Raw genomic sequence first — 19314 nt, 5'->3', positions numbered from 1 at the left:
CCCACAGGGATCGGAGTCGTCTGCAAGTTTTGCAATTGATCGTTCCCACGCTCTGCGTGGGAATGCCGCCAGGGACGCTCCGCGTTCCGCTTTTGGAGGTGATATATGTTTTCACGCTGGATCCCCCGAGCCGCTTCATTGCTGCTCTGCCTTGTATTCTGGCAACTCGCGGCCAGTCACCACTGGAACCTCGGCCTGGTCACCTTCGCCAACGTCCCGACGCCACTGGCGGTCATCGAGGCCGCCCTCGGCCTCGGCGACTCCGGCAAACTCGCGCAACACCTCGGCAGCAGCCTCAGCCGAGTCTTCGCCGGTTACCTCGCGGCGCTGATCATCGGCATCGCGTTGGGCCTGGCCATCGGTCGCTCGAAATGGGCGGAAGACCTGCTGCTGCCACCGCTGGAAGTCCTGCGTCCGATCCCCGCCGTCGCCTGGATTCCGCTGGCGATCCTGATGTTCCCATCCTCTGAGCTGTCGATGGTCTTCATCACCTTCACCGGCGCGCTGTTCCCGATCCTGCTCAACACCGTGCATGGCGTCGAAGGCGTCGACCCACGGCTGATCGCCTCGGCGAAAAGCCTCGGGGCAGGGCGCCGGGCGATTCTGCTGGAGGTGATCCTGCCGGGCGCCGCGCCGAGCATCATCACCGGCCTGGCGATCGGCATGGGCACCTCATGGTTCTGCCTGGTGACCGCCGAAATGATCTCCGGCCAATACGGCATCGGCTATTACACCTGGGAGTCCTACACCATCCAGAACTACGCCGACATCGTGGTCGGCATGTTGCTGATCGGCGTACTGGGGATGGGCAGCAGTCTGCTGATCAAACGTCTGGGCGGGCTGTTTACGCCTTGGCACCGACCACGAGGAAAAGCCTGATGAGCGTGATGCAAACCCCTGAAGGACGGATCGACATCCGCCAACTGTCCATTGTCCTCGGCGAACACAAGCAAGCCTTCGAAGCCGTGCAAGGTCTGGATTGCCAGATCGAACCGGGGCAATTCGTGTGCATTCTTGGGCCGTCCGGTTGCGGCAAATCGACCCTGCTCGGTGCGCTGGCCGGTCACCTGCAACCGCGAACCGGCACCCTGACAGTCGACGGTGTGCCGGTCTCGGGCCCGTCCCCGCAGCGGGGCATGGTGTTCCAGCACCACACGCTGTTCCCTTGGCGCACCGTGCGCGACAACGTGGCTTTCGGCCTGAAAATGCGTGGCATCGGCAAAGCCGAACGCCATAAAGCCGCCGATGAAATCCTTGCTCTGGTGGGCCTCGAAGGGTTTGCTGAGCGCTGGCCTGATCAACTCTCCGGAGGCATGCAGCAACGGGTAGAAATCGCCCGGGTGCTGATCAACCGCCCGCGCCTGTTGCTGATGGACGAACCCTTCGGCGCCCTCGACGCGCTGACCCGGTTGAACATGCAGGAGCTGCTGCTGGACATCTGGACGCGAATTCGCACCACCGTGGTGTTCGTCACCCATGACATCGATGAAGCGCTGTTCCTCGCCGATCGGCTGCTGGTCATGAGTTCGCGCCCGGGGCGGATCATCGAAGACCTGCGCCTCGATTTCCCACGGCCACGCACCACCGAACGGGTCACCAGCCACGAGTTTTCCCGCTTGAAGCGTCATTGCCTCGAGTTGCTGCGTCACGAAGACGGTCGGCAGTTACCGCGCCTGAACCCTCTCGGACTTCCCCTTGAAAACAAACTGCCGCGATTTGCCCTATGACCTCTCTATTCGATGTAACCGATAACGACGACATTCTCGCCCTGCAACCGCGCCTGACGGATGAAGATCCCGGCGTGCGCAGAATTGCCCTGATCGAATTGGCCGACCTTGAAGAACCGGACGGTTTGCTGTGGCTGGTCAATCGCCTTGCGCAAGACCCGGCCGAAGAAGTCCGCGCCGAGGCCGCACGCTTGCTCGAAGCCTGGGAGGATGAACCGGTGGTGGAAGCGCTGTGCCAGGCGCTGACCGATCCTTCCCACGCCGTGCAAGCTGCCGCCGCGCAAAGCCTTAGCCTGCTCAAGACCGAGGCGGCGGGCAGGGTGATTCTGCCGTGGACCGGACATGCTGACATCAACGTGCGCATCGCTGCTTTCAGAGCCTTGCGTGAGTTGCGCTTTCCCGATGCCGCCGCTGCCGCCTTAGAGGCATTGAGCGATGAAGACGCCAGTGTCCGCCGCGAAGCCGTCGGCGTACTCGGCTGGCTCAAACAGCTCGATGCCTTGCCGGCGCTTGCTCGATTGGCCAGTGACGACCCGGACACTGAAGTCCGCCGCGCCGCCACCGGTGCCCTGGGCCTGGCCTCCGACGCCCACGTGCTGCCGGCGCTGCGCCACGCCTTGCAGGACGAGGCCTGGCAAGTGCGCGAAGAAGCTGCCACCACGCTGGGTAAAGTCGGCCACGTCGACGCCGGCCCGGCCTTGATTGAAGCCTTGAGCGATGCGTACTGGCAAGTGCGCCTGCGCGCCACTCGTAGCCTCGGTCGTTTGCGTTACGTCCCGGCCCTTGAAGCGTTGATCGAAACCCTCGGCCACCGCATCAGCAACTTGCGTAAGGAAGCTGCGCTGGCGCTCGGAGAGTTGAGCGATCGGGGCGCCATCGCACCCTTGCAGGCCGCGCAAAACGACGGCGACCCGGAAGTGCGCAAAGCCGTGCGCATCGCCTTGAGTCAGCTGCAATGAACCCGGTGGCGATTGGCAATTCCCAGGGTAAACAGCAGCTGCGGTTGAACTGGCCGGATGGTCGCGAGCAGTTGCTGGACCACGCTGAGTTGCGCCGCCAATGCCCGTGCTCGCAATGCCGGGCGTTTCGGTTGCAAGGGCTGACGGTGAAAGTCGATGAGCGCATCCGTGTGGTCGAACTCAATTCCCAGGGTTACGGCCTGCAACTGATCTTCAGCGACGGCCACGAACGCGGTATTTACCCCTGGCCCTACCTGGCACAACTCACCCCCGAACCTACTGAAATCTAATGTGGGAGCGGCGGTGCGACGATTCGACTTGCTCGCGAAGGCGGTGGGTCAGTCGACATCAATGTTGAATGTTGAACCGCATTCGCGAGCAAGCCCGCTCCCACATTTAATCGGTGTTTACCTCAGGTTGTGTGGTCGACCGCCGGCTGACTGGCGGTCCTTGCCAGAAAAAAGCCAAAAGAGTACAAATGTACTCCATGACGACTTTAACTCCCCGCCGTACCGCCATCCTGACCTTTATCCGCGATCGAATCGCCGAGCACGGTCAGTCCCCGAGCCTCGCTGAAATCAGCGAGGCGTTCGGTTTCGCCTCACGTAGCGTGGCGCGCAAGCATGTGCTGGCGCTGACCGAGGCCGGTTTCATCGAGGTCAATGCGCATCAGGCCCGGGGCATTCGTTTGCTCGGGCAGCCGACGCGGCCCGAATTGCTGGACATTCCGGTACTCGGCCGGGTGGCGGCGGGTGCGCCGATCGGTGCCGATGCCGAGGTTCACAGCCGCTTGCTGCTTGACCCGTCGATCTTCTCGCGGGTGCCGGATTACATGCTGCGGGTCCAGGGCGACTCGATGATCGAGGACGGCATTCTCGACGGCGATCTGGTGGGCGTGCACCGCAATCCCGAGGCGTTCAACGGCCAGATCGTCGTCGCGCGACTCGACGGGGAAGTCACCATCAAACGTTTCGAACGGGTCGGCGAGGTTGTCCGATTGCTGCCACGCAATCCGGCCTATAAGCCGATCATCGTCGAAGCCAATCAGGACCTGGCCATCGAAGGGGTGTTCTGCGGTCTGGTGAGGCAAGGGTGATGGGCGCCGTCGTTGCGCTGGATACGCTGTTCAATGGCGGCCAGGTCTGGAAGGGTCGGCCTGCGCCACCGTCCGTCAGCCCGCAACCCACCGGGCATGCCGCGCTGGATGCGGCGTTGCCCACCGGTGGCTGGCCGGAAGCGGCGCTGAGCGAAATCCTTTTGGCCGGGCAGGGTATTGGCGAGTTACAACTGGTGTGGCCGGCGCTGGCGCGGTTGTCGGCTGCGGGCGAGCGCATCGTGCTGGTGGCGCCGCCTTACGTGCCATACCCCCAGGCCTGGCAGAACGCCGGGGTCGATCTGCGTCAGTTGTCGATCATCCAGGCCAGCGAGCGCGATGCCTTGTGGGCGGCGGAACAATGCCTGCGTTCGGGCAGTTGCGGCGCAGTGCTGTGCTGGCCGCACAAGGCCGATGACCGAGCGTTGCGGCGCTTGCAGGTGGCGGCGGAAACCGGCTCGACCCTGGCGTTTGCCTACCGCTCGATCAATGAAGCGATTAACCCTTCGCCCGCAGCGCTGCGCATCGCCATCGATGCCAGGCCTGCGCAATTGCGCGTGCTCAAGTGCCGGGGTGGGTTGGCGCGTTCGGCGCCGATTGCCTTCCCTGTGGGACATTGAGGTTGCCATGCGCTGGGTCTGTATTCTTTTCCCGCAATTGGCGCTGGACGCGGTACTGCGTCAACGCGCCGATCCCGATGAGCCGCTGGCGCTGCTGACCGGCCCGGCCCAGCGTCGGGTGTTGCAAGCGGTCAACGCTTCGGCCCGGGCGCAGGGATTGCGTCCGGGCCAGTCGATGACCGCTGCCCAGGCCTTGAGCAAAGGGTTTGTCACGGCTGAGTACGACGCTGCCGAGATCGAGCACTGGCAGCAGTTTCTGGCCGCCTGGGCTTATCGATTCAGTTCACAAGTCAGCGTGCATTACCCGCGTGCGGTGGTGTTTGAAATCGAATCCAGCCTGGGGTTGTTCGGCGCCTGGCCGCAATTCGAGGCGCGGTTGCGGGCCGAGCTCGGCGAGCTGGGGTTTCGTCATCGGATTGTTGCCGCGCCCAACCCGGTGGCCGCACGGGTGCTGGCCAACGCTTATGACGGCCTGGTGGTGCCCGACGACCAAGCCTTGCAACATCATCTTGGGCAGTTGCCCATCGACCGTATCGGGCTGGAAACCAGCGTTGCCACCGCGCTGTCGCGCATGGGGTTGCGCACCTTGAGCCAGGTTCAGGCGTTGCCTCGCCATAGTCTGGCCCGGCGTTTCGAGGCCCAGGTGCTCAAGCATCTGGACGCCTTGCTCGGGTTACGGCGGCTGGCGCTGGCGTTCTACTTGCCGCCGGACCGCTTCGATGTGCGCATTGAGCTCAACTTCGACGTGCAGTCCCATCAGGCGCTGCTGTTTCCGTTACGCCGGCTGACCGGCGACCTGTCGGCGTTTCTGTGCGGTCGGGACAGCGGCGTGCAGCGTTTCGACCTGCACCTGGAACACGCCGGGTTGCCGGACACCGTCATCAAGGTCGGCCTGCTCAGCGCCGAACGTGATCCGGCTATGCTCTTTGAACTGGCCCGGGGCCGGTTGGAGCACGTCCAGGTCGAGGCCCCGGTGCGCGGTTTTCGCCTGCGCGCCGAAGACTTGCCGGCCTTCGTTCCCCAGCGCCAGGAGCTGTTCGACGACCGCCCGCAGCAGTCCTTGCCCTGGGAGCAACTGCGCGAACGCTTGCGCGCGCGGTTGGGGGATGACGCGGTGCAGGGCTTGCGGTTCCAGGCCGATCATCGGCCGGAATGCGCGTGGCAGGCCAGTGTCGACAGTCAGCGCTGTGCAGGGCTGCCTGCGGTGCAACGTCCGGGCTGGTTGCTGACTGAACCGTTGGCGGTACACGAAGGTTCGGCGCGCATCCTCATGGGACCGGAACGCATCGAGTCCGGTTGGTGGGACGGCGACGATGTGCGCCGCGATTACTTCCTGATCGAAACCCGTTCCGGCCAGCAGGGTTGGGCCTATCGCGCGGTTGGTGAGGACGGCCCGTTGTGGCTGCAAGGCTGGTTCGCATGAGCATCGACTATGCCGAGCTGCACTGCCTGTCGAACTTCAGTTTCCAGCGCGGTGCTTCCAGTGCCCTCGAGCTCTTTCAGCGGGCGAAAAAGCAGGGCTATCAGGCCTTGGCGATCACCGATGAATGCACCCTGGCCGGTATCGTCCGCGCCTGGCAAGCGGCCAAATCCGTGGAGCTGCCGCTGATTATCGGCAGCGAAGTGCGCATCGAGAACGGTCCGAAACTGGTGTTGCTGGTGGAAAACCTCGAGGGTTACCAGACCCTGTGCCGACTGATTACCCGAGCACGGCGCCGCACACAGAAAGGCCAGTATCAAGTGCTGCGGGAAGACTTCAGTGAACCCTTGCCGGGGCTGTTGGCGTTGTGGGTGCCGGATGCGGTCGATGACTTCGAACAGGGCCACTGGCTGAAACAGACTTTCGTCGATTGCCTGTGGCTGGCCGTCCAGCTGCATCGCGGCCAGGACGATACCCGACGACTGGCTGCGCTGCTGACCCTGGCGGGCGAACTGCGAATCCCGGCAGTGGCCAGCGGCGATGTGCACATGCACGCCCGTGGGCGGCGCGCCTTGCAGGACACCATGACCGCGATCCGCCATCACCTGCCGGTGGCGGAGGCCGGGCTGCGTCTTCATCCCAATGGCGAGCGGCATGTGCGCAGTATCGAGGCTCTGCAATCGATCTACCCGCAAACACTGCTCGACGAAACGCTGAACATCGCCCGGCGCTGCACCTTCGACCTCGGTCAGTTGCGTTATCAATATCCCCGGGAGTTGGTGCCGGAAGGCCAGACAGCCACGTCCTGGCTGCGGCATTTGACCGAGGAGGGCATCGCGTGGCGCTGGCCAAAAGGCCCGCAGGCCCAGGTGCTGATGCAGATCGACAAGGAACTGGAGCTGATCGCCGAGCTGGGCTACGAAAGCTATTTCCTGACGGTTCACGACATTGTGCGATTCGCCCGTGAGCAAAAAATCCTGTGTCAGGGCCGTGGTTCGGCGGCCAACTCAGCGGTGTGCTTTGCCTTGGGCATCACGGAAATCGATCCGGATCGCACCACGCTATTGTTCGAGCGCTTTCTCTCCAAGGAACGCAACGAACCGCCGGACATCGACGTCGATTTCGAACACGAACGCCGCGAAGAAGTCCTGCAGTACGTGTTCCAGCGTTATGGCCGGACCCGCGCGGCGTTGACGGCGGTGGTCAGCACGTATCACGCGGCCGGCGCGGTGCGTGATGTGGCCAAGGCCTTGGGTTTGCCGCCGGACCAGATCAACGCCCTGGCCGATTGCTGTGGTCACTGGAGTGATGAAGCACCGCCCGTGGAACGCCTGCTTGAAGGCGGGTTCGATCCCGAGAGCCCGGTGCTGCGCCGGGTGCTCAGCCTGGCGGGGCAGCTGATCGGTTTCCCCCGACACCTGTCCCAGCACCCCGGTGGTTTCGTGATTTCCGAGCAGCCTCTGGACAGCCTGGTCCCGGTGGAAAACGCCGCTATGGCCGAGCGCACCATCATCCAGTGGGACAAGGACGACCTCGACGCGGTCGGGCTGCTCAAGGTGGATATCCTGGCGTTGGGCATGCTCAGTGCGATCCGCCGCTGTTTCGATCTGTTGCGCCGTCATCGCGATCGGGACCTGAGCCTGGCGACGATCCCGTCCGAAGACGCGCCCACCTACGAAATGATTGGCCGTGCCGACACCATCGGTGTGTTCCAGATCGAGTCCCGGGCGCAAATGTCGATGCTGCCCCGGCTCAAACCGGTGAATTTCTACGATCTGGTGATTGAAGTGGCGATCGTCCGTCCGGGGCCGATTCAGGGCGGGATGGTGCATCCGTACCTGCGACGCCGAAACAAGGAAGAACCGGAGATCTATCCGTCCCCGGCACTGGAAACCGTGCTCAAGCGCACGTTGGGCGTGCCGCTGTTCCAGGAACAAGTGATGCAGATTGCGATTGTCGCCGCCGACTACAGCCCCGGTGAGGCCGATCAGTTGCGCCGCTCCATGGCCGCCTGGAAACGTCACGGCGGGCTGGAACCGCACAAGGATCGCCTGGCCGCCGGGATGAAGAAAAACGGCTACACGGCGGAGTTTGCCGCGCAGATCTTCGAGCAGATCAAAGGCTTCGGCAGCTACGGTTTCCCCGAGTCCCACGCCGCCAGTTTCGCCTTGCTGACCTACGCCAGTTGCTGGTTGAAATGCCACGAGCCGGCGGCCTTCGCCTGTGCGCTGATCAACAGCTGGCCCATGGGTTTCTACAGCCCGGACCAGATTCTGCAGGACGCGCGCCGACATCATTTGCAGATTCGCCCGGTGGACGTGCGCGCCAGTGACTGGGATTGCAGCCTCGAGCCGATCACCGGAGCCCAGCCGGCGATTCGCATGGGGTTGCGGATGATCAAGGGCTTTCGCGAGGACGATGCCCGGCGCATCGAAACGGCGAGGTCGAAGAGGGCGTTTATCGACATTGCCGACCTCGGCGAACGGGCGCGACTCGATGCCCGTGCCCAGGAGCAACTGGCCGATGCCGGTGCGCTGTGTGGCCTGGCGGGTGACCGTCATCGGGCGCGCTGGGAAGTGGCGGGTGTGCAGAAACAGCTCGGCTTGTTTGCCGGTCTGCCGAGTCAGGAAGAGGGCGCGGTGTCGTTGCCCAAACCTACCGTGGGCGAGGACCTGCTAGCCGATTACAACAGTGTCGGTACCACGCTCGGTCCGCATCCGCTGGCGTTGTTGCGGGGTGAATTGAAAGCCCGGCGCTGCCGCAGTTCGAAGGAACTGCTGGAGGTCGAGCATGGGCGACCGGTCAGCGTCGCCGGGCTGGTGACCGGTCGACAACGCCCAGGCACCGCCAGTGGCGTGACCTTTGTCACCCTTGAAGATGAGTTCGGCAACGTCAACGTCATTGTCTGGCGCGACCTGGCCGATCGGCAGCGCCAGGTGTTGGTCGGCTCGCAATTGCTCAAGGTCGATGGGCGCTGGGAGAAGGAAGGTGAGGTGAGGCATTTGATTGCCGGACGGTTGAGCGACCTGAGCCCATTGCTCGACGGCATCAGCGTACGCAGCCGGGATTTCCGCTGAACCCGACCTGATCGTTCCCACGCTCTGCGTGGTAACGCCTCCCGTGACGCTCTGCGTCACAGCGGACGCGGAGCGTCCGTGGCTGCATTCCCACGCAGAGCGTGGGAACGATCAAAGCACCAGCCAATGCGTTGATGCCCGAATAATTTAATACTGTCTTCGATAGTGGCACTTTGGCATAATGCCGGCCGCCGACGTCCCGCACGTCGATTGTCGATTTGATTCCCTCTCGCTTTTTCGCCGCTGCAACCCGCAGTGGCTGGCTATTGCCGTGCCGGGATAAACCGTTTTTCAATAGGAATGCACAGTGAGAATGATCTCTCGGATGTTGGTATCGGCGGCAGCGATTGCCCTCTTCGGCGCGATGGCCGGGTGTGCGACTGAAAGCTCGCGCGTCTTGCCGGTAGAAAAGGTCGAAAGCGCCAGCCTCGCTTATTCCGGCGTTCGCGTACCCATGGCGGTAGGCAAGTTCGACAACCGCTCGAGCTACATGCGCGGGATCTTCTCCGACGGTGTGGATCGCCTCGGCGGTCAGGCCAAGACCATCCTGATCACTCACTTGCAGCAAACCAATCGCTTCAGCGTGCTGGACCGCGACAACATGGATGAGATCCAGCAAGAAGCCGCGATCAAGGGCCAGTCCCAGCGCCTCAAGGGTGCTGACTTTGTGGTCACCGGTGATGTCACCGAGTTCGGCCGCAAAGAGACTGGGGATCACCAGTTGTTCGGCATTCTCGGTCGCGGCAAGACCCAGGTGGCCTACGCCAAGGTCAACCTGAACATCGTCAATATCAGCACCTCGGAAGTCGTTTATTCGACTCAGGGCGCGGGCGAATACGCCTTGTCCAACCGTGAAGTCATCGGCTTTGGCGGCACCGCTGCCTACGATTCGACCCTCAACGGCAAAGTGCTCGACCTGGCCATGCGCGAGGCGATCAATCGTCTGGTGGACGGCATGAATGCCGGTGCATGGAAACCGGGCAACTGATCAAGGTCGATGACAAGGAGCGGTACAAGCATGTTCAAGATTTATGCGAAATGGGCGCTGATGACGTCGACCGTGCTGGTCAGCGGCCTGTTGGCCGGCTGCAACAGCGGCCCGAAAACCCTTTACCAGTGGGAAAGCTACCAGCCGGAAGTCTACGAGTACTTCAAGGGTGAAGAGCCCAAGGAAGCTCAGGCCGAAGCGCTGGAGCGCGACCTACAGAAGATCAGGTCCACCGGCAATACGCCGCCGCCTGGCTACCACGCTCACTTGGGCCTGTTGTACCTGAGCATGGGCAAGGACGATCAGATGGTGCAGCAATTCAGAACCGAGAAGACGTTGTTCCCCGAGTCGACGCCGTACATGGACTTTCTGCTTAAAAACGCCAAGGCCGGAGACACCCAATGATCGTGCGCTCATTGAAACTGATGGCCGGGCTGCTGGCGCTGGCCGTGCTCGGTGGCTGTGTCAGCCCCAAGACCGTGGACTATTCGGCGTACAAGCAAAGTCGTCCAAAAACCATTCTGGTGCTGCCGCCGCTGAACAACTCGCCGGACGTCAAGGCGTCCTACAGCTTGTTGTCGCAGGTCACGTACCCATTGGCTGAGGCCGGTTACTACGTGCTGCCGATCACCCTGGTCGATGAGACGTTCCGCCAGAATGGCTTGACCACACCGGCGGATATCCATCAGGCACCGGCCAACAAACTGCAAGAAATCTTCGGTGCCGATGCTGCGCTGTACATCACCGTGACGGACTACGGCACTCGCTACATGATCATCAGCAGCGAAACCGTGGTGACGGCCAGCGCGAAACTGGTGGACCTCAAGAGCGGCACCACCCTGTGGACCGGCTCGGCTCGGGCTTCGAGCGAAGAGGGCGGTAACAACGGTGGCGGTAATTTGATTGGCATGCTGATTACGGCTGCGGTGAAGCAAGTGATCAACAGTTCCACCGACGCCGGTCACCCGATTGCCGGTGTGACCAGCGCTCGGCTGCTGTCGGCAGGACAACCGGCGGGGTTGCTGTACGGGCCGCGTTCGCCGAAGTACGGCACTGACTGAACCCTCTGTGCATGATCGTTCCCACGCTCTGCGTGGGAATGCCTCCCCGGACGCTCTGCGTCCGCTTTTGGGACGCAGAGCGTCCCTTGCTGCATTCCCACGCGGAGCGTGGGAACGATCATTTACCTGACGGCCAAAACCGCTCCCCACCCCCCGGCGTCTCCGTCCACGCCTGCAACGACCTTGTCGGCAAATCGAAATAATCGCGCGTGCGCGCATACCCATGCCCACCCATCCGGCCAATCGCATCGAGCCCGAGCTGATCGATATACAAGGTTTTCGGGTCGATCAATTCATCCCGCACATGCGCCATCAACACTTCGCCAAAGATAATCTCCCGTGACTGTCCGATGGACAGCGCCATCATCCGCCGACACTCCAGCGCCACCGGTGCCTCCCCGATCCGTGGGCATTTGACCGTGGTCCCGGGAATGGCCGTGAGGCCCGCAGCAGTCAGTTCATCGAAACCGGGGGCGAACGGTACGGCGCAGACGTTCATGGCTTCCACCAGGGCATCGCTGACAATGTTTACGGTGAATTCCTGGTTGAGCTGGATATTGCGCGTGGTGTCCTTGGGGCTTTGGTCGCCGTAGTTTTCCACGCCCAACGCGAGGATCGGCGGGTCGGCCGAGAGGGCGTTGAAGAAGCTGAAGGGCGCGGCGTTGATCCGGCCTTCGCCGTCGATGGTGGTGACCAGGGCAATCGGCCGTGGCACCACGCTGCCGATCAGAATTTTGTATTTGTCTCGTGGGCTCAATTGGCTGAAGTCGAAGCTTTGCATGGGCAGGACTCTCTAAAGAAGGGGATCAATTGCGCTCAGCGGCGCGTGTGCGCTGTAGTCGTCAGCGAACGGGATGGCCGGTTTGAACAGACCTTTCCAGTCCGGTTGGCCGAAGGCCCGGTCGCTGTGGCTGCGCATCAGTTTTTCGAATTGTTGTTGGGCCTGGCGTTGCAAGGCGGGGTAGTCGACGCCCTGCACCTGACCGTCCTGCATCACGCAGCGGCCGTTGATGTAGCTGGCGATGCAGTCGTCACCGCGCCCTGCCAGCAACAGGTTTTTCAGTGGGTCGAACAGCGGCCCCAAATGCAGGCCGCGAAGGCTGAACACCGTGATGTCGGCCTTGGCGCCCGGTGCCAAGCGGCCCAGATCATCGCGGCCCAAGGCTTTGGCGCCGCCGAGAGTGGCCGCATTGTAAAAATCCAGCGTGCGGGTCAAAGAACCACTGCCTTCCATCAATCGCGCGATGTTCAGACCCTGGCGCATGTTTTCCAGCATATCCGCCGGCCAGGTGTCGGTGCCCAAGGCGAAGTTGATGCCCTTGGCCCGATAGCGACCGAAGGAGTTCAGCGCCTCGCCGTCACGGGCAAACACCACCGGGCAATGCACCAGACTCGCGCCGCCATCCACCACGCGTTGCAGATCGTCATCGCCTGAGGTGTAGATGCCGTGGGGCAGCAGACTGCGCGGGGTCAGCAGGTCCAGTTGCTGCAACCAGGTCAGGGGTGACACGCCGCGCAGTTGCTCGACCATCGCCACCTCACCGAGCCCCTGGCAGCAATGCAAACGCATCGGCGCGTTCAGTTCCCGACTCAGCGCGGCAGTGCGTTGCAGCAGGGCCGGGGTGCAGGTCTGGATGCGGTCCGGCAGCAGCGCGCCGCGAATCAAACCCTCGTGCGCACCGTCGAAATCATGGAAAAACCGAGCAGCCGCGTCGAGCCCGGCCATGCCTCGTGCTTCATCCCAGTGATGCCCGAGGCTTCCATCGGCACGCCAGTAACTCATGCCGCTCATGTAGCAGGGGCCGAGGTAAGTCCGCAGCCCCAACTCGGCCGCCACACTGGCCACCGCAGAAAACTCGTCGTAAGTCTCGGCCCACTCGCGGTAATACATCGAGGTGATCGGCATGGCGGTGGTGATGCCGTTGCGGATCAGCTGAGTGAAGGCGTAGCGGTATTTGAAGACTTCTTCATCCGCGCTGTAACTCTCTCGCGGACCGCTCGCCAGATAGTCCTCGGACCACATCCGGCCCATGTCGCGTTCATCGCCGTTGTCCAGCGTCAGCACCGTCGAATCAAGATCCCCGAGTGCATCCAGATCGATGAAGCCCGGACCGATCAACGCGTTGCCGTAATCAATCCATTGGTCCACCGGCCCCGGATAATCCCGCCCGACAAACACGATGCGCGAACCTTCGAACACCACTTGGCCGTCGCGCCACAGCACATGCTGTGTGCCGTCGAAACCAACGACGCAGCTGCTCTTGAGGCCAATGCGCTTCACAAACGGCTTTCCAGCAGACGGCCACCGGAGGCGATCAACTCACCGCCGCGATAAACCTGCCGCGCCAGCCGCGACACCACCGCCTCACCCAGCGTCTGCACCGGCATCAGCAAAAAGTCCGCCGGTTGGCCGATCTCCAGCCCATAACCTTCACAGCCCAACGCCCGAGCGCCATTCACCGTCGCGGCTTCGAACGCCGCCGTCAGTTCATCGTCCTTGTTCAAGTCGAAACGAAACGCCAGCAGCATCGCCCGTTCCAGCATGTCGCCGTTGCCCATGGGCGACCAGGCATCACGAATGCCGTCCGAACCCAGGCAGACATTCACCCCGGCCTCACGCAAGGCGAGGAACGGCGGCACCGCGCAATCGGCCGGTGCCGAACTCATCAGCGAAATGCCCAACGCCGCCAGGCGTTCGGCCACCAGTTTGACCTGGCTCCACGGCAACATCCCTAGGCAGTAAGCGTGGCTGATCATCACCCGACCCTGACGCCCGAAACGTTCGGTGTAGTCGGCGATCAGTGCGATCTGCCACAGGCCCAGTTCGCCCTTGTCGTGCAGATGAATGTCGACGCCACGCTCGAATTCGCTGGCCAGCTTAAACACGAAGTCGAGCTGTGCTATCGGGTCGTTGTCGATGCCGCACGGGTCAAGGCCGCCGACGTTTTCCACGCCCAGGGCCATCGCTTCGCGCATCAGTTCGGCGGTGCCGGGGCGGCTGATCAGGCCGGTTTGCGGGAACACCACCAGTTGCAGGTCGATCAGGTCGCGGTAGCCTTCGCGCAGCTGTTGCATGGCCTCGACATGGCGCAGGCCGAATTCCGGATCGATGTCGACGTGACAACGCATCGTCAGCGAGCCACGGGCGATGCAGTTTTCCAGCAGGGCGCCGGCGCGTTGGGCAATCGGTGCATGGACTTCACGCAGCACGCGGCGCTCGTTGGCGATGTAATCCTTGAGCGTCGGGCCGGCGCTGTTCGGGCGCCAGGGTTGGCCCCAGAGGGTTTTGTCGAGGTGGACGTGGCTTTCAACCAGGGCCGGGGTGAGGAGCTGGTTTTGGCCGTCGATGTCGGTGGTGGTCAGCGCGGCGCTTGATGCAGGGCGGCGTTGCTTGAACAGGCCGTTTTCGATCAGCAGGTCTTCGGCGGGGGAGCCGTAGGGGCGCACGTTGCGTAGCCAGCGGGGTTGAGTCATGAGAAACCTCAAGTTTTGTGGTGTTAGGGCGGGCCTCATCGCGAGCAAGCTCGGCTCCCACAAGGGTTTGTGTTGGAACAAAGATAGTTTTCCAACCGAGAACCCTGTGGGAGCGAGCCTGCTCGCGATGGCCGTGACGCGGTCTCGGATCAACCCTTGAGCTTCGACCAGATCCGGTCCTGCAGCTCGCGCGCCTTGTTGCTGCACTCTTTCTCCGGGCGCAGGCGCGAGGCGAACTCGTCAGGCATATTGATCGCGTCCATCACCCGCCATTTGGCGTCGATCAGCTTGTCGCTCTGGATGCCGTTGGCGTAGGCGATGGCGTTGGACACGGCGGCGGCGTTTTCCGGTTTCATCATCCAGTCGATGAAGATCTTCGCGTTGCCAGGGTGCGGGGCGCTTTTCGGTACGGCGAAGTTGTCCTGGAACATCGCCAGGCCTTCGCGCGGGTACACGTACTTGATGGTGCTTTTTTGCAACGTGGCTCGGGCGGTGGAGCCGTTCCAGTTCTGCATCATGATCACTTCACCGGAGGCCATGCGGTCGACGGTGTTGTCCGAGCTGTACATCTTCAAGTGTGGTTTCTGTTTTTTCAGCAGCTCCAGAATGCGCTTGGCGTCTTGTGGGTTTTCGCTGCATTCGTCGACGTTCAGGTAATGGCTGGCGGCGTTGATCACACTGCTGGAGGTGTCGAGGGCGGCGAGTTGGCCTTCGAGTTCCTTGCGCGGTTCGAAGAACTCTTTCCACGAATCGTCCAGTTTGCCGCCGGGCACCCGCGCGCTGTCATAGGAAAACCCGGTGGTGCCCCACAGGTATGGGGCGGAGAACTTGCGACCGGGGTCGAAACCCGGGTTGCGGAAGGCCGGTTTGACGTACTGGAAGTTGGGCAGGGTCGACGCGTCGATTTGCAGTAGCAGGTTCTGGTTGATCAACGTGCGCATGATCGATTGCGACGGCACGATCACGTCATAGGCCGCGCCGCCGGCCTGCAACTTGGCCAGCAGGGTTTCGTTGCTGTCGTAGCCGTCCATGGTGACCTTGATCCCGGTCTCCTTTTCGAACTTGGCCAGCAGATCGACCGGGTAGTAGTCGGTCCAGTTGTAGAAGAACAGTTCCTTGGGTTCGGCGGCCTGCGCGGTGAAAACGCTGAAGCAACTGAGGGCCAGACCGGCGACGCCGTAACGCATGCTTTTGAAGATCGTGTTTTTCAACATCATGGTTTTACGCTCCGAAAGTACCGCGAAGGAAAGGGCTCATTGGTTTTTGCCGCGCTGTCCCAGCCAGAAGGCCAGCACCACCAGCACGATGGAAATCACCAGCATCAGGGTTGAAATCGCGTTGATCTCCGGCGTGACACCGGACTTGATTGCCGAGAAGATGTACACCGGCAACGTCGTCGAACCGGGTCCGGCAACGAAGAAGGTCATGATGAAATCGTCGAGGCTGACCACGAACGCCAGCACCGAACCGGACAACACCGCCGGCCACAGCAGCGGCAGCGTCACCCGGCGAAACACCTGCCACGGGTTGGCGTACAAATCGTTCGCCGCCTCCAGCAAGCTCTTGTCCAGGTCATTGAGCCGCGCGCGGATCGGCAGGTAAGCGAAGGGAATGCAGAAGCCGATGTGCGCGACGATCACCGTCAGCAAACCGAGCTTGATCCCTAGCGCCATGAACAGCAGCAGCGTGGCCACGGCGGTGACGATCTCCGGCAGGATCAGGGGCAGGTTGATCCCGCCCTCGACCATCTTCTGTCCATAGAACGGCCGGTAAGTCGCCAACGCCGCGAGCAACGCAATCGCCGTGGCACACACCGTGGCGATGCCGGCGACGATGATCGAGTTCAGCGCGGCGGTCTGGATCGACGGGTTGGCCAGAATCCGTCCATACCAGGCGAAAGAGAACTCTGTCCACACCGTCGCCGAGCGGTTGGCGTTGAAGCTGTAGGCGATCAGCACGAATATCGGCACGTACAGATATGCCAGGATCAGCAGGCTGACTTCGCGGGTCAGCGGCAGTTTTTTCAGGTGCAGGGCGATCATGCGGTGGCTCCCCGACGAAGGGTTTTGGCGGCGCTGCGGCTATAAAGGGCGTAAAGCACCAGGGACAGCAGCAGAATCCCCAGCAACAGGAACGACAGCGAACTGCCCAGCGGCCAGTTACGCGCGGTGCCGAACTGTTGCTGGATCAGGTTGCCGATCATCAGCGTCTTGCCGCCGCCGAGAATCGCCGGGGTGATGAAGGCACCGAGGCTCGGCACAAACACCAGCAACGCACCGGCAATCACGCCGGGCATCGACAGCGGCAGGATGATCCGCTTCAGCGCGTGCCAGCGATTGGCGCCGAGGTCGTACGCCGCTTCCACCAGTCGCCAGTCGAGTTTTTCCAGGGTCGAGTAGATCGGCAGAATCATGAACGGCAGGAAGCTGTAGACCAGCCCGACGCTGACCGCGAAGTCGTTGTAGAGCAGGGTGATGCCACCGGCCTGGGGGAACAGCGCGTTGAGGCTCTGAGCAACCCAGCCATGCTCGCGCAGGATGATCAGCCAGGCGTAGTTGCGGATCAGCAGGTTGGTCCAGAACGGAATGGTGATCAGCAAGACCATGAGGTTGCGCCGACGCGGTGTCAGGCTCGACATCCATAAGGCCACCGGGAAGCCGAACAGGAAACACAGCAAGGTGGTGCCGCCGGCCTGGAACACCGAGCGCAACAACGCCTGGGCGTAGACCCAGTTCAGTTCCAGTTCACCGTCGAAACCTTCCTGGAAAAACAGTTGCACGTAGCTTTGCAGTTGCCAGTTGGCCTGCCAGTCGACACCGCCGTAAACGTTGCGCGGCAACAGGCTGATGTAGCCCATGATGCCGAGCGGAATGGCGATCAGCGCCAGCAAAGTCAGAACCACCGGGCTGAGCAACAGCGCGCGGTTGAGGGCGGGAGAAGTGCTGCTGACGCTCATCTCAGGCCTCCATCAACAGACAGGCGTGGGGCGGCAGGTTGACCGCGACGCGATCGCCGACCACCCGGCCACGGTTCAGGCCTTCGTTGTTCTCGCGCAACATGACTTTGATGTCGTTGTTCAAGCGGCACTGGTAAAGGGTCGCGGTGCCGACATACAACACCGCTTCAATCACGCCGCGCAGGTGATGCGGTTGCGCCGGGTCGACCAATTGCGAACGCTCCGGGCGGAACGCCAGTTGCACGCTGGCGCCGTCGAAGCCTTGAGCCGGGCAAGGGATTTCCACCGGCATGCCGCTCGGCACGAACAGTTTTTCGTTCCGCTGGCCGCGCTTGAGGTGGCCGGGGAGGAAGTTGATGTCGCCGATAAACTGCGCAACGAATTGGTGTTGCGGTCGTTCGTAGATATCGTTCGGTGTGCCGATTTGCAGGATCTTGCCGGCGGACATCACGGCGATACGGTCGGACAGGGTCAGGGCTTCTTCCTGATCGTGGGTGACGAAAATGAAGGTGATCCCGGCTTCTTTCTGTACGCGCTTGAGTTCGACCTGCATTTCCTTGCGCAGCTTCAAGTCCAGTGCCGACAGCGGTTCGTCGAGCAACAGCACTTTTGGCTTCGGCGCCAGGGCTCGGGCCAGGGCCACGCGCTGCTGCTGGCCACCGGACAACTCGGCCGGTTTGCGCTCGGCCAGGTGTTGCATTTGCACCAGCGCCAGCATCTCATCGACGCGCTGGGCAATTTGCTTGCGATCAAGACCCTGCATCTCGAGGCCGAAGGCGATATTCTGCGCGACGCTCATGTGCGGAAACAGCGCGTAGCTCTGGAATACTGTGTTGACCCGGCGCTTGAACGGTGGCAAATCATTGACCGGTTCACCCGCCAGACGAATCTCGCCTTCGCTGACCTGTTCGAAACCGGCGATGGTGCGTAACAAGGTAGTTTTGCCGCAGCCGGAAGGGCCGAGCAGGGTGAAGAATTCATTGTCGGCAATGTCGACTGAAACGTTGTCGAGGGCTGGAGCCAGCCCCGGATCGTCGGAATACCGCTTGGAGACGTTACGCACTTCAATCGCTGCTGGATGACCCATATTGGTGCATTCCTCTAATTATTGTATGCAATATCTGGATGCAATCTAGAAATAACCGGATTAATCTGCTCGTGCAACCCCCTTTTTCAAAGGCTGCTCATCGCCTGGGGCCGGTTGTTTAGCGCTAAAGGAGTGTTCAGATGACCGAGAAAAAACTCGAGACCACGGTCGACCGCGTCTACCAAGGGGTTTACGAGGCGATCAGCAAACGTTCATTGCGTCCCGGGATGAAGCTCGGCGAAGCGTCATTGGCCGAACTTTTTAATGTCAGCCGAACGTCGGTTCGTGCCGCGCTCAAGCAACTGGAAGCCGATGGCCTGGTCACCACCGAGCCCAACAAAGGGGCGTCGGTGTCGTTGCCCAGTGATGAGGAGATCCGTTCGCTGTTTGAGACGAGGCGCCTGATCGAGATCGGCATCGTCACTGAGCTCTGCCGTCGTCGTGATACTGCCGTGACCCAGGACCTGCGCGATCACCTGTTGCTGGAGGATGAAGCGCACCGCAGTGGCGACCATGAACGGTTGATTCATCTGCTTGGCGAGTTCCACATCAAGCTCGCGCAAAGCCTCAACAATCCGGTGTTGCTGGACTGGTTCCGCAAGCTGATTTCCCGCGCCTCGCTGTACGCCGCCGCGCTGGATGACGACAGTCACGAAGCTTGCCGCGACGACGAACACCTGCGGCTGATCGAGTACATCGAAGCGGGCAATCAGAGCGCCGCGATCGAACTGACCTGCATGCATTTGAATGGCATCGAGAAGGCCATTCTCGACGTCGCCGCCACGCTGAAAACCGGCTACCACCCGCTCAAGCATCTGATCGAGGTTTAGCCACGCTGAAATCTTGTAGCAG

General features: G+C 62.0%; 19 protein-coding genes. 12 read left to right on the top strand and 7 right to left on the bottom strand.

Going from position 1 to position 19314, the window contains the following annotated elements:
* The first annotated feature begins 105 nt into the window (after positions 1-105).
* From CKW16_RS18735 to CKW16_RS18685, 11 genes are all read left to right on the top strand, one after another.
* Positions 106-879, top strand: coding sequence for an ABC transporter permease (locus tag CKW16_RS18735; protein WP_095129652.1), 774 nt, complete (start codon positions 106-108; stop codon positions 877-879).
* A complete protein-coding gene (locus CKW16_RS18730) occupies positions 879-1727 on the top strand; it encodes an ABC transporter ATP-binding protein (RefSeq protein WP_095129651.1) in 849 nt (282 codons plus the stop codon). The genes CKW16_RS18735 and CKW16_RS18730 overlap by 1 nt, the downstream gene beginning before the upstream one ends.
* Entirely contained in the window at positions 1724-2686 is a 963-nt protein-coding gene (locus CKW16_RS18725) for a HEAT repeat domain-containing protein (RefSeq protein ID WP_095129650.1), read from the top strand. The genes CKW16_RS18730 and CKW16_RS18725 overlap by 4 nt, the downstream gene beginning before the upstream one ends.
* Positions 2683-2976 (top strand): DUF971 domain-containing protein, encoded by a 294-nt coding sequence (locus CKW16_RS18720; protein WP_095129649.1) that lies wholly within the window; start codon positions 2683-2685, stop codon positions 2974-2976. The genes CKW16_RS18725 and CKW16_RS18720 overlap by 4 nt, the downstream gene beginning before the upstream one ends.
* Before the next feature lie 188 nt (positions 2977-3164).
* Positions 3165-3782, top strand: a complete 618-nt coding sequence (gene lexA / locus CKW16_RS18715; RefSeq protein ID WP_095129648.1) for a transcriptional repressor LexA — start codon at positions 3165-3167, stop codon at positions 3780-3782.
* On the top strand, positions 3782-4399 hold the full coding sequence (gene imuA / locus CKW16_RS18710) for a translesion DNA synthesis-associated protein ImuA (protein ID WP_095129647.1): 618 nt from the start codon (positions 3782-3784) through the stop codon (positions 4397-4399). The genes lexA and imuA overlap by 1 nt, the downstream gene beginning before the upstream one ends.
* 7 nt (positions 4400-4406) lie before the next feature.
* Positions 4407-5822 (top strand): DNA polymerase Y family protein, encoded by a 1416-nt coding sequence (locus CKW16_RS18705; protein WP_095129646.1) that lies wholly within the window; start codon positions 4407-4409, stop codon positions 5820-5822.
* On the top strand, positions 5798-8896 hold the full coding sequence (locus CKW16_RS18700) for an error-prone DNA polymerase (RefSeq protein ID WP_176471571.1): 3099 nt from the start codon (positions 5798-5800) through the stop codon (positions 8894-8896). The genes CKW16_RS18705 and CKW16_RS18700 overlap by 25 nt, the downstream gene beginning before the upstream one ends.
* Positions 8897-9209: 313 nt before the next feature.
* Complete coding sequence (locus tag CKW16_RS18695; RefSeq protein WP_176471575.1) at positions 9210-9884, top strand: CsgG/HfaB family protein; 675 nt, start codon at positions 9210-9212, stop codon at positions 9882-9884.
* Positions 9885-9944: 60 nt separating this feature from the next.
* Positions 9945-10289 (top strand): DUF4810 domain-containing protein, encoded by a 345-nt coding sequence (locus CKW16_RS18690; protein WP_371918040.1) that lies wholly within the window; start codon positions 9945-9947, stop codon positions 10287-10289.
* Entirely contained in the window at positions 10286-10945 is a 660-nt protein-coding gene (locus tag CKW16_RS18685; RefSeq protein WP_095129642.1) for a DUF799 domain-containing protein, read from the top strand. The genes CKW16_RS18690 and CKW16_RS18685 overlap by 4 nt, the downstream gene beginning before the upstream one ends.
* A 118-nt stretch (positions 10946-11063) precedes the next feature.
* Here CKW16_RS18685 and CKW16_RS18675 read toward each other — a convergent pair whose 3' ends face one another.
* The 7 genes from CKW16_RS18675 to CKW16_RS18645 form a co-directional block, all read right to left on the bottom strand.
* On the bottom strand, positions 11064-11726 hold the full coding sequence (locus tag CKW16_RS18675; protein WP_095129640.1) for a flavin reductase family protein: 663 nt from the start codon (positions 11724-11726) through the stop codon (positions 11064-11066).
* Positions 11727-11738: 12 nt separating this feature from the next.
* Positions 11739-13226, bottom strand: a complete 1488-nt coding sequence (locus CKW16_RS18670) for an amidohydrolase family protein (protein WP_095129639.1) — start codon at positions 13224-13226, stop codon at positions 11739-11741.
* On the bottom strand, positions 13223-14419 hold the full coding sequence (locus CKW16_RS18665; protein WP_095129638.1) for an amidohydrolase family protein: 1197 nt from the start codon (positions 14417-14419) through the stop codon (positions 13223-13225). The genes CKW16_RS18670 and CKW16_RS18665 overlap by 4 nt, the downstream gene beginning before the upstream one ends.
* Before the next feature lie 149 nt (positions 14420-14568).
* Positions 14569-15633: an extracellular solute-binding protein gene (locus tag CKW16_RS18660; protein WP_371918039.1), complete on the bottom strand. Its 1065-nt coding sequence runs from the start codon at positions 15631-15633 to the stop codon at positions 14569-14571.
* Between the two features lie 39 nt (positions 15634-15672).
* A complete protein-coding gene (locus tag CKW16_RS18655; RefSeq protein WP_046048507.1) occupies positions 15673-16461 on the bottom strand; it encodes an ABC transporter permease in 789 nt (262 codons plus the stop codon).
* Positions 16458-17375, bottom strand: a complete 918-nt coding sequence (locus CKW16_RS18650) for an ABC transporter permease (protein ID WP_095129636.1) — start codon at positions 17373-17375, stop codon at positions 16458-16460. Before CKW16_RS18650 ends, CKW16_RS18655 begins: the two co-directional genes overlap by 4 nt.
* A 1-nt stretch (position 17376) precedes the next feature.
* Positions 17377-18462, bottom strand: a complete 1086-nt coding sequence (locus tag CKW16_RS18645) for an ABC transporter ATP-binding protein (protein WP_095129635.1) — start codon at positions 18460-18462, stop codon at positions 17377-17379.
* A 140-nt stretch (positions 18463-18602) separates the two neighbouring features.
* Between CKW16_RS18645 and CKW16_RS18640 the strand changes: the two genes are divergently transcribed.
* A complete protein-coding gene (locus CKW16_RS18640; RefSeq protein ID WP_008154995.1) occupies positions 18603-19292 on the top strand; it encodes a GntR family transcriptional regulator in 690 nt (229 codons plus the stop codon).
* Positions 19293-19314: the final 22 nt, after the last annotated feature.

Origin of the sequence: Pseudomonas sp. Irchel s3h14, from assembly GCF_900187425.1 — a bacterium.
Lineage (GTDB): Bacteria > Pseudomonadota > Gammaproteobacteria > Pseudomonadales > Pseudomonadaceae > Aquipseudomonas.
The sequence above is the reverse complement of the archived record's forward strand: the minus strand, read 5'-3'. Positions and strand labels throughout refer to the sequence as shown.

Coding starts and splice junctions, on each gene's coding strand:
- CKW16_RS18735 (WP_095129652.1), top strand. CDS start 106: ATGTTTTCACGCTGGATCCCCCGAGCCGCTTCATTGCTGCTCTGCCTT.
- CKW16_RS18730 (WP_095129651.1), top strand. CDS start 879: ATGAGCGTGATGCAAACCCCTGAAGGACGGATCGACATCCGCCAACTG.
- CKW16_RS18725 (WP_095129650.1), top strand. CDS start 1,724: ATGACCTCTCTATTCGATGTAACCGATAACGACGACATTCTCGCCCTG.
- CKW16_RS18720 (WP_095129649.1), top strand. CDS start 2,683: ATGAACCCGGTGGCGATTGGCAATTCCCAGGGTAAACAGCAGCTGCGG.
- lexA (WP_095129648.1), top strand. CDS start 3,165: ATGTACTCCATGACGACTTTAACTCCCCGCCGTACCGCCATCCTGACC.
- imuA (WP_095129647.1), top strand. CDS start 3,782: ATGGGCGCCGTCGTTGCGCTGGATACGCTGTTCAATGGCGGCCAGGTC.
- CKW16_RS18705 (WP_095129646.1), top strand. CDS start 4,407: ATGCGCTGGGTCTGTATTCTTTTCCCGCAATTGGCGCTGGACGCGGTA.
- CKW16_RS18695 (WP_176471575.1), top strand. CDS start 9,210: ATGATCTCTCGGATGTTGGTATCGGCGGCAGCGATTGCCCTCTTCGGC.
- CKW16_RS18690 (WP_371918040.1), top strand. CDS start 9,945: ATGACGTCGACCGTGCTGGTCAGCGGCCTGTTGGCCGGCTGCAACAGC.
- CKW16_RS18685 (WP_095129642.1), top strand. CDS start 10,286: ATGATCGTGCGCTCATTGAAACTGATGGCCGGGCTGCTGGCGCTGGCC.
- CKW16_RS18675 (WP_095129640.1), bottom strand. CDS start 11,726: ATGCAAAGCTTCGACTTCAGCCAATTGAGCCCACGAGACAAATACAAA.
- CKW16_RS18665 (WP_095129638.1), bottom strand. CDS start 14,419: ATGACTCAACCCCGCTGGCTACGCAACGTGCGCCCCTACGGCTCCCCC.
- CKW16_RS18660 (WP_371918039.1), bottom strand. CDS start 15,633: ATGTTGAAAAACACGATCTTCAAAAGCATGCGTTACGGCGTCGCCGGT.
- CKW16_RS18655 (WP_046048507.1), bottom strand. CDS start 16,461: ATGATCGCCCTGCACCTGAAAAAACTGCCGCTGACCCGCGAAGTCAGC.
- CKW16_RS18650 (WP_095129636.1), bottom strand. CDS start 17,375: ATGAGCGTCAGCAGCACTTCTCCCGCCCTCAACCGCGCGCTGTTGCTC.
- CKW16_RS18645 (WP_095129635.1), bottom strand. CDS start 18,462: ATGGGTCATCCAGCAGCGATTGAAGTGCGTAACGTCTCCAAGCGGTAT.
- CKW16_RS18640 (WP_008154995.1), top strand. CDS start 18,603: ATGACCGAGAAAAAACTCGAGACCACGGTCGACCGCGTCTACCAAGGG.